We start from the raw sequence: 15,872 nt of genomic DNA on the forward strand, positions 1-15,872 counted from the left end.
CAAATCGCCGCTCGCGATTCGCAATTCCCCTACCACTCCACCCCCAGCATCAGGCAGTTCAATCCGCTGCCGATGCCCAGCATCCCGACGCGATGACCCGGTTGCAGAACGCCGCGCTCCTCGGCGATGGCCGCGGTGAGCGGAAGCGACACCGTGCCGATGTTGCCGAGGTACTCGTACGTCTGGAAATCCTTCTCCAACGGCACGCCGATCGAGCGAAGCACCAGATCGCGATGCGGCCCGCCGACCTGATGGCAGATCGTGCGATCCACCGCTTCGACCGGCCAGCCCATCTCCTCCAGAAACGCGTACCACGTCTCGACGCCCAGCGCGACGCCGTGCTCCATCAGCACCGTGCCGTCGGTCACCATCTCCATCGGCGCGGTCGAGGGCATGCCCGTGTCCGGACCCCAGCGGCAAAGGTTGTGGAACTTCGTCCGGCTGCGCATCACGCCGCCAAGCACGCGGTGCCCCCCGGGCGCCAGCGATGCATCGCGCACGACGACGCCCACGGCCCCGGACCCGCCCGTCATGGTCGCGAGGCAGAGGCGAAACGTCTCCATCGTCGGCTGCTTCACCATGCGGTCGATCGTCAGGTCCACGATCTGCCGCGCCGACTCGCACGACACGACCAGCGCCGCGCGAACATGCCCCAGCTCGATCGCGCTGGCCGCCTGCACAATTCCGTTGATCACCGCCAGGCAGGCGTTGGAGACGTCATAGACTTGTGCCAAAGGTGAGACACCCAGCGCATCGGCCACGGCGCAGGCCGTCGCCGGTTCCAGGTTGTCCCGGCAAACGCCGGCGTAAATGACCATGCCGATGTCGGCGATCGCCGCCGCCGAGCGTGCCAGCGCCCGCCGCGCCGCCGCCGCCGCCGGCTCGGCCATTGTCTGCCCCGGCGACCACCACCGCCGCTCGCGAATGCCGGTGAGCGCTTCGAGTTGCCCCGGCTGCATCCGCAGCGCGCGGTACATCGGCGCGAGCCGCTCTTCGATCTCCGCCGACGTGACGACCGTCGGGGGCAGTTCGTAACCGATGGAATCAATCACCGCCCGCGTGAACTTCATGCGATGAAATTGTAAACGATGCCGCGCACCGCGTCGCACGGCTCGACGGACCGGCAAAAAGGTGCAGCGCATCATCGCTGTTGCGCCCCGGACCGAATCGGCTGGCGCCTGCCTTACTGATTTGTCGTGCTTCGGCTATCCTAGGCAGGGCCGCGGTGAGAGGCATGTTGTGGCACCGGCGTCTCGCCTGTGATTCACCGGCCGCGGCGGGCACCACAATCGATGGTTCGTACGGCGGCGCTGCCTGGATCGCCATGATGCGAAGAAATCGTTTCGGGATGTTGACGTGCGGCGGGCTGATGGGGCTGCTCCTGACGGCTGCGACGGGCTGCGCGCCGCAGGCCGGTCCGCCGAAAGTCGTCCTCGCTGCGCCGACGGATGTTCCGACCCAGTGGCAAGGCAAGGCGCTCTATAACACACCGAATGCGTACATCTATGCCGCCGGCCCCGAGTCCGCCGGCGAGGCCGATCGCTGGCTCGCGGAGTTGAAAAACTACATTAGTCGTAAACACAGGGCGACGCTCGACAAGGGCGTGGTGATCGTCTCCGAGCCGGGCGATGCGCCGATCGCGCCGACGCTGGAAGAACAGCTCGCGATGGAGCAGGATCCGACGCTGATCGTCACGCCGCCGCGCAAGCCCAAATCCGCCGCGGAGATTCGCAAGCGACTTGACGAGGAAGGGATTCCCGAAGCGCCCATGGCCCGCGCCGCGTCGCTGCCGCTTTCGGCGGCCAGACTCGCCGCGCTGGGCTTGCACGTTCCACGCGCCGATTGGGCCGTCGTCGCGCCATCCCATGCGCTGGCATCGCAATGCGGGATCGAGGTCGTCGCGGCGAGCCTGCGAAAGAAGAACCCGAAGCTCGACGAGCCACGATCGCTCGAACTGGCCCGAAAGTTCCCCGATATGGCCGCCAAGCCGTTCGAGATTGTGCGGCCGCAACCTGCGTTCATTCTCTGGGCGCAGCGGCAGAAGGACTGGTCCGATTCGCAGCGCCGCGAAGCAATTCTCGACTATCTCAAGCACGTCCTGCGTTCGAACTGGCTGCCTGTGCCGAGTGATGATGAGTTGGATTGGTAGTTCGCCGGCGTGGTATTCGGATCGGATCAAAGCGCCGCACCGAAGATAGCGAGCTACGAGCAAGCTTGCCGACTCCTTGAGCAGGCGATGCGCGTCGGGGCGTTGGCATTTCCGCTTGTCGATGTTTTTTGCGTTTTTGCGGTTCGTTTCTACAATCCTCTCATGTTCAAGACGCTTGATCGCTACGTCCTCCGCGCCTTTCTCACCAACTACGTCATCGCGCTCGCGGTCTGCATCGGGCTGTATGTCATCCTTGATCTCTTCGTGAACCTCGACGAGTTCACCTCCGTCAAGAGCCAGTCCACCGCCGAGACGATCCGAAAGATCATCGACTTCTATTCCTACAACCTGCTCCTTTACTTCGCCCAGCTTGCCGGCGTCATCACCCTTGTCGCCGGCTGTTTCACCTTCGGCCGCATGCACCGCACGAACGAACTGACGGCCGTGCTGGCCTCGGGCACGAGCCTCTATCGCATGGCGGCCCCGGTGCTGATCGCCGCGATGGCCATGAACGCCCTGTGGTTCTTCGACCAGGAAGTGCTGATCCCGCGCCATGCCGACAAGCTCGTGCGCAAGCACAATGACATCGAGGGGCGCAACGCCTTCGCCGTCTGGTTCCAGCCCGACAAGAACAACTCGCTCGTCTCGGCCAGCATGTTTCAGCCGCGCGTGCGCGAGATGCGCGGCGTCGTCATCATGAAACGCGACCAGAACGCCCGGCTCACGGAGGTCATCCAGGCCGACCAGGCACGTTGGGACGAAGAGGAACAAGTGTGGCACCTCGCCAACGGCACGCAGATGAAGCTCGGCGCGACCAGCGACCCGGCCGGGGTCGATGCCCTGGGCCAGTTGCCGATCAAGGCCTACGCATCGGACCTGACGCCGAAGGAACTGGCGCTGCAACAGGCGACGATGTGGGTGAATTTTCTAAGCCTGGCGGAGCTGGGCCGCTTGCAGGAGCGGTTTCCCGGCGGCTCGGCCGAGATCGTCAAAGTGCGCCACAAGCGCATCACGACCATGATCATCAACATGATCCTGCTTTGTCTGGGCGTGCCGTTTTACTTGAGCCGCGAGCGGCATAGCGTGATCGTCGCCGGCGGGCGCTGCCTGCTGATGTGCGCCGCGTGCTACGTGTTCACGTTCATCTGCCAGAGCGTGAACCTGCCGGGGTTTCTCGATCCGGCCCTGCCGGAGTGGCTGCCGGTGATGGTGTTCCTGCCGGTCGCCGCGGTGATGATGGCGAGCGTGAAGACGTGAATGGAGGCCGCGGCTTGGGTTTTCGCGTGATGGTCCAACGGCGCGTCGGCCGCTGCGAACCTTCGGCCGCACTCCGGGCACCGCGGCTGAACCAACCCCGCGAGCGGTATCGCCAGCAGAATCTCATCCCGCCGTACGAACGGAGCGCCGGCGCCACACGCGCGAAACATCGGAAACACCCTGCCCATCTGATTCAACCGCCCGCCTGCCGCGCGGCTTTGAGATTCGCTTCCGCCGTCGCGTAACCGGGCTTTAACCGCAACGCCGTTTCGAGGTGCGGCACGGCCTCCTTCGCACGCCCCGCCCGCAACAAGGCGCTGCCCAGGGCGTTGTGCGCTTCGGCCGCCCGCGGCGCCAGTTCCAGCGCCGCCCGCAGGCGCGCGATCCCTTCATCGAATCGTCTCGCCTGCACCAGTGCCTCGCCAAGCAGCAGCATCGCCGTCACATCACGCGGCTGATGGCGCAGCGCCGTCTCCAGCTCGCTGGCGGCCTCCGCCCACTTTTGCTGACGGAAAAAGACAAGCGCCAGGTTGATGCGCGCCAGGGCCAGGTCCGGCTGCGCCGAGATCACCGCCCGGTGATGCGCCGCCGCTTCGTCCAGCCTGCCTTCGCGCGAGAGCACCAGCCCCAGGTTCGTGTGCGCCTTGATGTGCCCCGGCTTCAAGGCCAGCGTCTGTTCATAGGCCCGCACCGCGGCGTCCTTCTCTCCCAGCGCATCGCGCACGACGCCAATGTTGAAATGCGCCTCGGCCGCGCTGGCCGGGTCGCAAAACGGCGATGCCAGGATCGTCTCAAACGCCCGCAGCGCGTCGGCCGCCCGCTTCTGTTGCAACAGCGCCGCGCCCAGTTCAGCCGTCGTCGTCAGATCATGTGGATACTCATCGAGAACTCCCCGCAGGCGCTTTTCCGCCCCCGTCGCGTCGCCCAGCTTCAACTCCAGCCCCGCCAGCTTCTTTACCAGGAGCCGGTCGTTCGGCCGCCGAGTCAGCGCCGTCGCCGTCGCCTGGCGCGCCTGCTCGAGCGCGGCGCCATCTTCCGCGGCGCACGCCGCCACGTCCGCCCGCGCCGACGCACGCTGCTGCGCGTGATCCAGTTGATTCACGAACGGGGGCTGCTCGATCAGGCTCGCCACTTCCTTCGCGATCGCGCACCGATCCGACTCGCCATACGCCAGGTCGGCGAGGCACTCTTCAAACGTCGGCAGCGGTCCGCGCGGTGCATCGCTCCACGAGGGCGTCCACACCGTCACGATCTCTCGCGCGATCAGGTAGTTTCCGCGCAGGTTCATGTGACAGTGTTCGTAGAACAGATCGCGCCCCGGCCCGCCCGCCGCCGCCTCGGCGTTCATCGCGGCTTCCACGTCGATCAGTCGAACACCCTCGCGACCTTTCGCGGTGTCGCGGATCGTCGCGTTGAATCGGCTGTCCGTTCGAAATCGCAGCGAGTCCAGGTCGCGCGCCCGGGCGAACGCCTCCCGCGCACCGTCGCCGTCTCCCATCGCCCGGCGACAGCGGCCCAGCCGAAAGTGCAGGTCGGCGTAGGCGTCGTCGATCTTTGACGCCTGCATGAAAAGGTCCGCCGCGCCGCGCGCGTCGCCCGCGTCTTCCCGTTTCACACCCTCGTCGTACAGCGCTTTCCATTTCGCCGCGTCGGCTTCGGCCAGGTCCGACCGGTGCAGCGACGCAAACGGCGCGCATTCGCGCAGGTTCACGCCCACCGTGCAGAGCAACACCTCCGCGCCGGTTCCGCGCGCCGCGTCGCAGATGTCCCCAAGATTGCGCGCGAATTGCTCCCGCGCCGCGTCCAGCCGCGGGTCGTCCGCCGCGATCTGATTGCCGAGAAAGAACTCCATCCCGCGCCACATCGTCTCGCCGCCGCCGACCAGCGACGCCATGCCGCGCTGAACCATCTGGCTCACGCGCAGACCGCGCAGCGCCACCATCGCCCGCGTCATTCCCAGGCTCGTCGAGAATCGCCCGAACACCGTTCCCGGCCCGAACGGCCCGACCACCTCGTTGTTGCCCTCGTACACGATAAACAGGTCCGGCTCGTGTTCGGCGCAGTCGCGCGCGATCGGCACGAGCACGTGCGAGTTGATCGCCACCATCGCCGTGTTGATGACCTCGAACCTTCGCCCCGGATAGATCCGATGCAGCATGACATCGAGAAACCGCGAGAAGCTGAAAGACGGATCGGGAAACCCCTGCGCGGCCGAGGACCCCAGCACGAAGAGGCGAACCGTTCCGGCCGGCTTGGGGTCCTCGATTCGAAACACCCCCGGCACGCGCGCGATCGCCGGCGGAAAAAACCGCCAGCCGAAGAACGGATTGCCCACGGCCGCGCCGCCATCCGGCAGGCGGGCGAAATAGCCGGTATCGACCCCGAATCCGAACAGCCGAAGCCCCAGTTCGGTCGTCCCGAAGAACACCGCGGGAATCAGCACCAGTGCCGCAGCGCGAAAGAGCCACAATCGACCGCGACCAGCGGGAGCCGGACGCGCGCCGCGCGAGACCGATGCGCGGTCGGTCTTGCTCGTTTCGCGGTCGTGCGCGGCACGGTCTATGTTCGCGCAGCCGTCGTTTTGAATGGTTAACTCGTTGCCTCGCACCGTGCCGGATGAGCGGTCATGCTCCCGCTCGGATCGCCCCGGATCGGTCTTCGATTTGCGTCGTCGTGACATCACAATTCCTGTTTCAAACTCACGACTTGGACTGGTTTCCGGGGCGAAGAACGATTGCAACCATGATCACGCCACGAGCCCAATCGCCGCGAACTTCTCCACGTCAATCAACCCCTGATTCGTCAGCTTCAACTTTCCGATTACCGACAAACTCAAAAATGACAGCGCCATGAACGGCTGATCCAGCTTGCAGCCCAGGCGCTTCGCCGCCGCGGCCAACGCGCGGAGTTGATCCGCCGCCGTCTCGGCGCGCTCGGCGCTCACCAGCCCGGCCACCGGCAGCGGCACTTCGGCCAGCACCTGTCCCGCCTCGACCACGACCAGCCCGCCGTGCAGTTTCACCATCCGCACCGCTGCCTTGAGCATGTCGGAATCATTCACGCCGACGACGATGAGATTGTGCGCATCGTGTGCCACGGTCGAGGCAATGGCCCCGCTGCGCAGGCCGAAGCCGCGCACGAACGCCCGGCCGATCTCCCCGCTGGCCCGATGCCGCTCGATCACCACCATCTTGGCGATGTCACGCAGCGGGTCGGCCACCAGTTGCCCGTTATGGACCGTCGCCCTTTCAATCGACCGCTCGGTGTCGATGCGATTTTCCAACACGTGGATCAGATGCATGCGCGGCGGGCTTTCCGGCGTTGCGCCCGGCGGCGCGGGCACGGCGAAATCCTCCAAGTGGATATATGCCACGTTCACGCTGCTGCGAAGCGGAATCTTCTGCGCCGCCTCGTTGCGCGGCGCGATGCATTGCCCGTCTTCGGCCACCAACTGACCGCGATGAAACACGCGCGATACACGGCACGCTTTCAAATCCTCCAGCACCGTGAGGTTCGCCTGCCGGCCCGGCAGCACCGCCCCCAGATCGCGCAGCCCGAAATACCGCGCGGTCGATTGCGTCGCGAGACGAATCGCAAGAATCGGGTCCAGACCCATCGAGATCGCCGTGCGCACCATGTAATCAATCTGACCCTCTTCCAGCAGATCGCGCACGTCCTTGTCATCCGTGCAGAACATGAACCGATCGACCGTCGCCGGCGTCACCAGCGGCAGCAGCGCGCGAAGATTTCGCGTCTGCGACCCTTCGCGAATCATGATCGACAAGCCCTGCCGCAGCTTCTCGGCCGCCTCCTCCGCGCGAATACATTCGTGATCGCTCATGATGCCGGACGCCGCATAGGTGCCCAGATCGCGCCCGGTGACGCCCGGCGCGTGGCCGTCCACCACGCGATGCCGCGCCATGGCGATCTTCGCCAGCACTTCGTCCTTCGCGGCGATGACGCCGGGGTAGTTCATCATCTCGGCAAGGCCCAGCACCCACGGGTTCGCGAGATACGGCTCGAGGTCTTCGGCCGTCAGACTCGCGCCGGCGGATTCAAGCGGGCTGGCCGGCACGCAGGAACTTAGCATGACGTATACATCAATCGGCGCGTACTTGGCCGAGCGAAGCACGAACGAGATGCCCTCGGTCCCCATGACGTTGGCGAACTCGTGCGGATCGGCGATGACGGCGGTCGTGCCGTGCGCCGCGACAACCCGCGCGAACTCCGGCACCGACAGCAGGGACGATTCAATGTGAACGTGCGCGTCGATGAACCCGGGGCAGACGTACGCGCCCTTCAGATCGATCGTCACCGGACCGTCGCACCGCCCGATCGAGGCGATTCGGTCGCCGATGATGGCGACATCTCCTTCGTGGATTTCATGGGAGGCCACATTGACGATGCGACCATTTTTCAGGACCAAGTCTGGCGGTTTGCGTCCTGCGGCGACATCAATGAGGTTACGAAGGCTGGAGTTATCGGACATGGAGGGGTACCCCGCTCATAAGGGCTTGCGCCGGCGAGCATTATACCGCTGGCGTCGGCTCAAGGGGAGTGTGGGAAGTACCTGTTGATGAAACTCACGGTCCTGCTATGATGGAGCGTTCCACTCGCAGGTTTGTAACCAGCCGAGCAGAGTCGGGCAGCGAAGGGTCCGTGCAACGATCGCGGGCCGGTGAAGACTCTGCCGAAGAGTCATTTTGTCGAGTAACGATCGAACGAGGCGGATATGGCAGTCACGATCAAGATGGTACGGATGGGTCGCCGGAATCGGGCCTTTTTCCGCGTGCGCGCGAGCGATCGCCGCGCTTCGTCAGGCGGACGATTCCTCGAAGAACTGGGTTACGTCGATCCGATTGAGAAAGATCCGGCCAAGGCCGTGAGCCTCAAGAAGGATCGCATTGAGTACTGGTTGAGCCGCGGTGCCCAGCCGAGCGAGACGGTGCGCAACCTGTTGAAGAAGCAGGGCATCGGCACGAGCGCGAAGGCTTAATCGCGACGGGTGTATGTCTCGGTCCGCGGTCCGTCCCGGCGGGATCGCCATGCGGATCGATGTGCTGACAATCTTCCCCGAGGCCTGCGAGCCGTTTTTCGCGGCCAGCATCCTCGGCCGGGCGCAACAGACGGGGATCGTGTCGATCCGGTGTCACAATATCCGGGCGCACACGAAAGACCCGCATGGAAAGGTGGATGATCGGCCCTTTGGCGGCGGGCCCGGCATGGTGCTGATGTGCCAGCCGATTTTTGACACCGTGGCGGCCGTGGAACGCGAATCACCGCTGCCTGCGACGCGCGTGCTGCTGACGCCGCAGGGCGAGCGATTCACGCAGGAGATGGCGTGGGAGTTTTCGCGGTGCGAGCGGCTGCTGCTGATCGCCGGTCGCTACGAAGGATTTGACGAGCGGATTCGCCTGGGCCTGTCGCCGCGGGAAGTCTCGATCGGCGATTATGTGCTGGCCGGTGGTGAAGCGGCGGCGATGGTGATGGTCGATGCCGTCGTGCGGTTGCTGCCCGGTGTGCTGGGCGATGAGGAATCGGTTGTCGAGGAGTCGTTCTCGCCGACCGACGCAATGAAACTCGAACCGGATTCGCCTGACGCGGCCGGATTGCTGGAATACCCCCATTACACCCGTCCGCGGGTGTACGAGGGGATGGAAGTGCCGGAGATTCTGCTAAGCGGCGATCACGCGAAGATCAAGGCGTGGCGGCGGGAGCAGGCGATCCGGCGGACACGAGCCAAGAGGCCCGATTTGTTGTCGGGCGAGGTCCGGCGCGACGGCCAGGAGCCGACCGCAGCCGACGGAAGACCGAAAGATAAGGACAGAGAAACCGACAGCGCGACGTAACATTTGCCGTTCGCCAAGCAGGGAGATGACCGATGCGGAACCGAATCATCGAAGCCGTTGAGCAGGAACATTATCGCAAGGACGTGCCCAAGTTCGAGATCGGCGACACGGTCAGCGTCGGCGTCCGGATCATCGAAGGGACCAAGGAGCGCATCCAGCCGTTCATCGGCACGGTGATCGCGATCCATGGCAAGGGCATGAACCAGACCTTCACGGTTCGTCGTATCGTTGCGAACGAGGGCGTCGAGCGCATCTTCCCGATGCAGTCGCCGCGCGTCGTGGGCGTCGAGGTGATTCGTCACGGCAAGGTACGTCGCGGCAAGCTCTTCTACCTGCGCGATCGCGTCGGCAAATCGCGCAAGCTGCGCGAACGCCGCATGGGCACCGAGGAAGCGGGCGAATCCGCGGAGTCTGCCCCTGCCGGCGCCGCGTCGCGCAATCGCTCGTCCGAAGCCGCCGTCGCCACGGTCTGATTCATCGCAGCGTTCGCCATGGCGTTCTGGAACCGCAAGGAACTGGGCGACGCGGGGGAAACGCTGGCGTGCAAGTTCCTCAAGAAATCCGGCTATCGAATTCTCGCCCGCAACTACAGATGCCCCGCCGGTGAGATTGACATCGTCTGCTCGGCCGACGGCGTTATTGCCTTTGTCGAGGTCAAGACTCGCGTCGACGACTCCCAGGCCGCCCCCGAGAACAACATTCGCAGCGAGAAGAAGCGCCACATTGAGCGCACGGCGCGATTCTGGATCGCGCAGAACGGCCGGCCCGACACCGCTTACCGTTTTGACGCGATCAGCATCGTGATGCCTGAAGCGGGCGATCCCATTGTTCGACACATCGTGGATGCCTTCCGCGCGTCGGGCGGATGATTTACGCCGCGCCGATCAAGATCCGATTGCGCGAGCCATCGAAGCCATGCCCGTCACGCATCGCGTGCGGTAGAATCCCGGTGCGGACGTTTCACCCAGCGGAGCGCGCGGCATGGCCGGGCTGATCGATTCTCATTGCCATCTGACGTACGAGGGCCTGGTCGAGCGGATCGATCATGTCATTGAGTCGGCACGCACCGCGGGCGTCGACGAGTTCGTCACGATTTCGACCGATCTGCGCGATGCCGCGCGGGCGCAAGCGCTGGCCGAGCGGCGGCCGTGCATTCACGTTGTCTCGGGGATTCACCCTCACCAGGCCGCGCAAGCCGAGCAGGACTGGGAGCCTGCGCTGGAGGCGATCGTGCGCCGGCCCGATGTGTACGCCGTCGGGGAGATGGGGCTGGATTATCATTACGATTTTTCCGACCGCGTGTCGCAAGTGCGGGTGTTCGAGGGGCAACTGGCGCTAGCCGAGCGCGTGAACAAGCCGGTGGTCGTCCATTGCCGCGAGGCGCACGACGACGTGATGGCGATGCTGGCGAACTTTCCGCGGGTGCGCTCGGTGGTGTTCCACTGCTTCACGGGGACGCTGGCGCAGGCCGAGCAGATCTGGTCACGCGGGTACTGGTTGAGCCTCACCGGCGTCGTAACGTTCAAGCGATCCGATGAACTGCGCGAGGTGGCTCGGATCATGCCGGCCGATCGGCTGATGGTTGAGACCGATTCGCCGTATCTTTCGCCCGAGCCGGTGCGCAGCGTGCGACCGAATGAGCCGGCGCACCTCGCGTACACGGCGGCGTGCATCGCGCGGGCGCGTGGAATAAGCCTTGAAGCGCTGACGCACACGTCAGCGGAGAACACGCGCCGTTTCTTCGGCTTGCCGAGTCGCGGCGCGGCCCCCTCCAGCGAGGCCTCATGAAAAGCGACAAATATATTTATATCGGCATCGACCTGGGAGGAACGGCCATCAAGGGCGGCCTGGTGCGCGCCGACGGTGCGATTGCGACCAAGCGGTCCGTTCCCACCGAGGCGGATCGCGGCGTGGACCATGTGGTGGGCCGGATGACCGATCTGGTGCGCGACTTGGCCGCGATGGCGGGCGAGGCGGGGCAACAAGTGGAGGCCGTGGGGCTGGGCGTGCCGGGGACGTTGAGCCACGCGACGGGGACGGTGCTCGCGCCGCCGAATCTGCCGGGCTGGCGGAACGTGCCGATCGTGCAACGGTTGGCCGCGGCGACAGGCTTTCGTGTCTCGCTGGAGAACGACGCGAACGCGGCAGCCTGGGGCGAGTATGTTTGCGGCGCGGGGCGTGGCTGTCGATCGATGGTTCTGATCACGCTGGGGACCGGCGTGGGGGGCGGCTTCGTTATCGACGGTCGTCTTTTTCGAGGCTCAAACGAAAGCGGGGCCGAGATCGGGCACATGATCGTCGTTCCGAACGGGCGCGCGTGCGCGTGCGGCCAGCGCGGCTGCCTCGAAGCGTATGCCTCGGCGAGCAGTACCACCGCCCGGGCGCTGGAACGGCTTCGCGCCGGCGAGCCGTCGCGCCTTCGAGTCCTGTTCGAGTCGGGCGCCGCGCTCACGAGCGAAAACGTGGCCGAGGCGGCGCAGCAGGGGGACCCGCTGGCCGGCGAAGTCTGGCGCGAAACCTGCGAACTGCTCGCCACGGCATGCGTCAGCCTTCAGCACATCATCGACCCCGAGCGCTTCGTGCTTGCCGGAGGCATGAGCGGCGCAGGTGAGCGACTGCTCGGTCCGGTGCGCGAAGCAGCTGCGCGGATCGCGTCACCCATGTTCGGTCAGGCTCCCGAGATTTCGCTGGCGACCCTCGGCTCGGACGCCGGGCTTGTCGGTGCGGCGTTGTCGGCCTGCGACGCATGAGGCATTGGGGTTTCCCTTCCGTCAAACTTGCGTTCAGTTCATCTCAACTCAAAGAAGCTCGCCTGATACGTTGAATTTTTTTTACCGTACATAACTTGTTTGTTTCCAAGCCTTTACCATGCTACGGCCATATCCCAAGCAGCTCGGCGTATTGTAAACGATCTCTTGCCTTGCTAAGATCGTTTTGAACGATTCAATTCGTTCGGGGTTGCTTGCAACAATTTCCGCGATCCGCACCGGCAAAGCCGGTCATGTTAAACAAATGACGTACTTACGCGTTAAATCGAGCGTTCGATGACACGAGTAAGTCAGTAGTGAAGAAACGGAGTAGAAAACATGACGAGATTCAAAGTGAACGTATTGAACGTTTGTGTCTGCCTGGTCGGCTTCGCCGCGTCACAGGCTTCTGCGGCGCAGAAGAACATCGTCGAGACGGCCGTTGCTGCCGGGAGCTTCAAGACCCTGGCGACTGCCCTGAAAGCCGCGGACCTGATCGACACGTTGAGCGGCGAGGGTCCGTTCACCGTTCTCGCGCCGACGGACGCGGCCTTTGCCAAGCTGCCGGCCGGAGCGCTCGACAATCTGTTGAAGAACAAAGATCAGCTTCGCGCCGTGTTGTTTCAGCACGTCGTATCCGGCAAGGCGATGTCGAAGGATGTCGTGAAGATGACATCGATCAAGACGCTGCTCGGTCAGACGGTGCCGGTCGATGCGAGCAAGGGCGTTCGGATCGGTGGCGCGACGGTGACCCAGCCGGACATCGCATGCAGCAACGGCGTCATTCACGTGATCGACACGGTTCTGCTGCCGAAGAACGATATCGTTGAGACGGCGCGCAACGCGGGCAGTTTCAAGACGCTGCTGACCGCGCTGGATGCCGCCGGCCTGACGGACACGCTGCGCTCGGAAGGCCCGTTCACGGTGTTCGCGCCGACCGATGATGCGTTCGCCAAGCTGCCCAAGGGCACGCTCGATTCGCTGCTGAAGGACAAGAAGAAGCTCGCCTCGATTCTCACCTACCACGTCGTGCCCGGGCGGGTGATGGCGGCGGATGTCGTCAAGCTGAAGGAGGCGAAGACCGTTCAGGGTCAGTCGGTCAAGATCGATGCGAGCAGCGGGGTGCAGGTGGACGGCGCACGCGTGATCAAGCCCGACGTGCGAGCCGAGAACGGCGTCATCCACGTGATCGATACGGTGATTCTGCCGAAGTAACCGCGCCGCGCGGCGGCCTGGTGGCGAGCCGAGGCGCCGCGTCCGCGGAGGTGATTTGCGTTGTCTTCGGATGTGTTCTGTGAATCCTTAGAAAGGGATAACAAAAGGAGAAGGTCATGAAAGTGTTCGATGTGATCGCGGCGGTGTTGCTGGTAGTGGGCGGCTTGAACTGGGGTCTGGTCGGCGTGGCGCAATTTGATCTGGTCGCCGCGCTGCTGGGCGCCGGCTCGGTGTTGTCCAATATCGTTTATTCGCTGGTCGGCGCGGCGGCGCTGTATCAGGCGATTGGCCTGCGCGGGATTCAAAAGCGCTGGAACGTGGGCCGCACGCCCGCGCTGGCGTGATGAAGCCGAATGGAGTGGGGGTGGCAGGGGCAGCCGGGCCGAAACGTCCGGTGCTCCTGCCAACTCATGATGAAGTCAAGGGCCAAGGACAAGGGCACCGCAACTGCAAGAGGAGGTGAGCATGGATCTGCGACTGCTTGGAGGAATGGTCAGCGTGATGCTCGGTCTGGGGAGTCTTTCGGGCTGCCAGTTGTTTACGCCAGGCCCGCCGCTGGAGACGGTGGCCAGCGTGGATATCGCCCGGTACATGGGCACGTGGTACGAAATCGCCAAGTACCCTAACGGATTCGAACAAGGCTGCTTCGGCGTGACGGCGGAATACACCTTGCGCGACGATGGAACCGTTCGCGTCGTCAACGTTTGTCGCAACGCCGACGGCACGCGCAACGAGCGCAGCATCGAGGGCTTCGCGACCGTTGCGGATCCGGCCACCAATTCAAAACTGACGGTTTACTTTTTCTTCCCGTTCGGCGCCCCCTACTGGATCATTGACCTGGACGAAGATTACCAGTACGCCGTCGTCGGCGACCCGAGTCGCACGTTTCTGTGGATTCTTAGTCGCACGCCCACGCTCGACGACGCCACCTATCAGGGCATCCTCGATCGGCTTCCGGCCAAGGGCTACGATCCCGCGCGACTGGAGCTGATGCCGCAGTTCCCCGCGCAATCGCCCTGATCGGCACGCGATGTCGATCGCCGCTCGCAAGCGAGGAAGCCATGACGATCGTCGAGAACAACAATGCATCCCATGCCCCCGTGATCCTTGTGACCGGTGCGACCGGTTACATCGGGGGGCGACTCGTCCCGCGCCTGCTGGAGGCGGGGTATCGCGTTCGATGTCTCGTGCGCGATGCGCGGAAACTTGCTTCGCGCACGTGGTCCGGCGATCCGAGGGTGGACGTCATCGAGTGCGACGCGGGGTCCGTCGAAGAAGTCGCCCGTGCGATGCGCGGCTGCGAGGCTGCGTATTACCTCATCCACTCCATGTTGGCTGCGGGGCCGGCCTATCGGCGGGTTGATCGGGAGCTGGCGGAGTCGTTCGCCCGCGCGGCGCGCGATGCCGGACTTGCTCGAATCATTTATCTCGGCGGGCTGGGTGAAACGGGGGAGGGGCTTAGCGAGCATTTGTCATCGCGGCGCGAAGTGGAAATGGCCCTCGCTTCGACCGGCGTGCCGGTGACCGTGATGCGCGCGGCCATGATCATCGGATCCGGCTCCGCCTCGTTTGAGATTTTGCGCTACCTCGTGGAGCGGCTTCCGGTGATGGTGACGCCGCGCTGGGTGAACACGCGTTGTCAGCCCATCGCCGTGCGGGATGTTCTGCATTATCTGGTGGCTTGTTTGAAAGCGCCGGCGACGGTCGGTCGAACCCTCGACATCGGCGGCCCGGACATCCTGACCTATCGGGCGTTGATGGACATCATGAGCGACGCGCTCGGACTTCGCCGCCGCAAGGTCATACCGGTTCCCGTCCTGACGCCGCGATTAAGCTCGCTTTGGATTCATCTGGTCACACCGATCAGCCATCGGATCGCGCGGCCGCTGGCCGAAGGGCTTCGCAATCGGGTTGTTTGCCGCAACCACGATGTTCTGGGTCTTCTGCCCCACGATTGCATGGGTGTCGGTGATGCCATAAATGCGGCACTCGGCAAGCGAAGCCGGGCCGAGATCGAGTCGGCGTGGAGCGACGCCGGACCGATTCCCGGGGACGCCGACTGGGCGGGCGGGAAGGTGTTCATCGATCAGCGTTGTGTAGAAATCGCGGCAACCCCGGACACGGTGTTCGATGTCGTGTGTCGATTGGGCGGTGACCACGGTTACTTCGCGGCGGACTGGCTGTGGCGCCTTCGCGGGTTCATGGATCGCCTGATCGGCGGCCCGGGCCTGCGCCGCGGTCGACGACACCCGGCGCGGCTGACGTTCGGCGAGGCCGTGGATTTCTGGCGCGTGACAAAGATCGAAACGGGTCATCTCCTCGAGTTGCGAGCGGAAATGCGCCTGCCAGGGGTCGCGACGCTCACGTTTGAAGTGATCCCGCGGGGAGAAGGCGGAAGCGAGCTGATTCAGACCGCTCGATTCAAACCGCGCGGTCTGGCGGGAATCGCTTACTGGTACGCGGTGGCGCCGTTGCATGGGATCGTCTTTCAGGGCATGTTGAACGGGATCAAAGCAGCAGCCACCCGGGCTTCATCGCTGCACACGGTGCTGATGGACGAGAGGACGGATTCACGCCATCGGCCGCTTGCGGCGGTGGGCTGAATCCGTTGGAGAAATACAAATGTATGATTACAGATCGAGTTCTCCGCTGCGC

15 protein-coding genes are annotated in these 15,872 nt (G+C 64.4%); 12 read left to right on the top strand and 3 right to left on the bottom strand.

Annotation, left to right across the window (positions count from 1 at the left end):
• Nucleotides 1-29: 29 nt before the first annotated feature.
• Complete coding sequence (locus HRU71_10450; protein ID QOJ03878.1) at nt 30-1,070, bottom strand: 3-oxoacyl-ACP synthase III; 1,041 nt, start codon at nt 1,068-1,070, stop codon at nt 30-32.
• Between the two features lie 254 nt (nt 1,071-1,324).
• Between HRU71_10450 and HRU71_10455 the strand changes: the two genes are divergently transcribed.
• Nucleotides 1,325-2,149, top strand: coding sequence for a hypothetical protein (locus HRU71_10455; GenBank protein ID QOJ03879.1), 825 nt, complete (start codon nt 1,325-1,327; stop codon nt 2,147-2,149).
• 162 nt (nt 2,150-2,311) lie between these two features.
• The gene (locus HRU71_10460) at nt 2,312-3,406 is read left to right on the top strand and encodes a YjgP/YjgQ family permease (GenBank protein ID QOJ03880.1); all 1,095 of its coding nucleotides are present in this window, start codon (nt 2,312-2,314) and stop codon (nt 3,404-3,406) included.
• A 193-nt stretch (nt 3,407-3,599) separates the two neighbouring features.
• Here the strand turns inward: HRU71_10460 and HRU71_10465 are convergent, their stop codons facing one another.
• Nucleotides 3,600-6,086: a tetratricopeptide repeat protein gene (locus HRU71_10465; protein ID QOJ03881.1), complete on the bottom strand. Its 2,487-nt coding sequence runs from the start codon at nt 6,084-6,086 to the stop codon at nt 3,600-3,602.
• 66 nt (nt 6,087-6,152) lie between these two features.
• The gene (gene ade, locus HRU71_10470; GenBank protein QOJ03882.1) at nt 6,153-7,895 is read right to left on the bottom strand and encodes an adenine deaminase; all 1,743 of its coding nucleotides are present in this window, start codon (nt 7,893-7,895) and stop codon (nt 6,153-6,155) included.
• 243 nt (nt 7,896-8,138) lie between these two features.
• Between ade and rpsP the strand changes: the two genes are divergently transcribed.
• From rpsP to HRU71_10520, 10 genes are all read left to right on the top strand, one after another.
• Entirely contained in the window at nt 8,139-8,402 is a 264-nt protein-coding gene (gene rpsP, locus HRU71_10475; GenBank protein ID QOJ03883.1) for a 30S ribosomal protein S16, read from the top strand.
• A gap of 49 nt (nt 8,403-8,451) precedes the next feature.
• Nucleotides 8,452-9,255 carry a tRNA (guanosine(37)-N1)-methyltransferase TrmD gene (gene trmD, locus HRU71_10480; protein QOJ04986.1) on the top strand — a complete coding sequence of 268 codons (804 nt, stop codon included), beginning with the start codon at nt 8,452-8,454 and terminating at the stop codon, nt 9,253-9,255.
• A 32-nt stretch (nt 9,256-9,287) separates the two neighbouring features.
• Complete coding sequence (rplS, locus tag HRU71_10485) at nt 9,288-9,728, top strand: 50S ribosomal protein L19 (protein ID QOJ03884.1); 441 nt, start codon at nt 9,288-9,290, stop codon at nt 9,726-9,728.
• 18 nt (nt 9,729-9,746) lie between these two features.
• Nucleotides 9,747-10,124 (top strand): YraN family protein, encoded by a 378-nt coding sequence (locus tag HRU71_10490; GenBank protein ID QOJ03885.1) that lies wholly within the window; start codon nt 9,747-9,749, stop codon nt 10,122-10,124.
• Between the two features lie 112 nt (nt 10,125-10,236).
• Complete coding sequence (locus tag HRU71_10495) at nt 10,237-11,043, top strand: TatD family hydrolase (protein ID QOJ03886.1); 807 nt, start codon at nt 10,237-10,239, stop codon at nt 11,041-11,043.
• Nucleotides 11,040-12,005, top strand: a complete 966-nt coding sequence (locus HRU71_10500; protein ID QOJ03887.1) for an ROK family protein — start codon at nt 11,040-11,042, stop codon at nt 12,003-12,005. Before HRU71_10495 ends, HRU71_10500 begins: the two co-directional genes overlap by 4 nt.
• A 336-nt stretch (nt 12,006-12,341) precedes the next feature.
• Nucleotides 12,342-13,217: a fasciclin domain-containing protein gene (locus tag HRU71_10505; GenBank protein ID QOJ03888.1), complete on the top strand. Its 876-nt coding sequence runs from the start codon at nt 12,342-12,344 to the stop codon at nt 13,215-13,217.
• A gap of 116 nt (nt 13,218-13,333) precedes the next feature.
• Nucleotides 13,334-13,561, top strand: a complete 228-nt coding sequence (locus tag HRU71_10510; protein QOJ03889.1) for a DUF378 domain-containing protein — start codon at nt 13,334-13,336, stop codon at nt 13,559-13,561.
• A gap of 121 nt (nt 13,562-13,682) precedes the next feature.
• On the top strand, nt 13,683-14,237 hold the full coding sequence (locus HRU71_10515) for a lipocalin family protein (protein QOJ03890.1): 555 nt from the start codon (nt 13,683-13,685) through the stop codon (nt 14,235-14,237).
• A 41-nt stretch (nt 14,238-14,278) separates the two neighbouring features.
• Nucleotides 14,279-15,820, top strand: coding sequence for an SDR family oxidoreductase (locus HRU71_10520; GenBank protein QOJ03891.1), 1,542 nt, complete (start codon nt 14,279-14,281; stop codon nt 15,818-15,820).
• Nucleotides 15,821-15,872: the final 52 nt, after the last annotated feature.

The organism is Planctomycetia bacterium (genome assembly GCA_015200345.1).
In the GTDB taxonomy this organism is placed as follows: Bacteria; Planctomycetota; Phycisphaerae; order UBA1845; family UTPLA1; genus PLA3.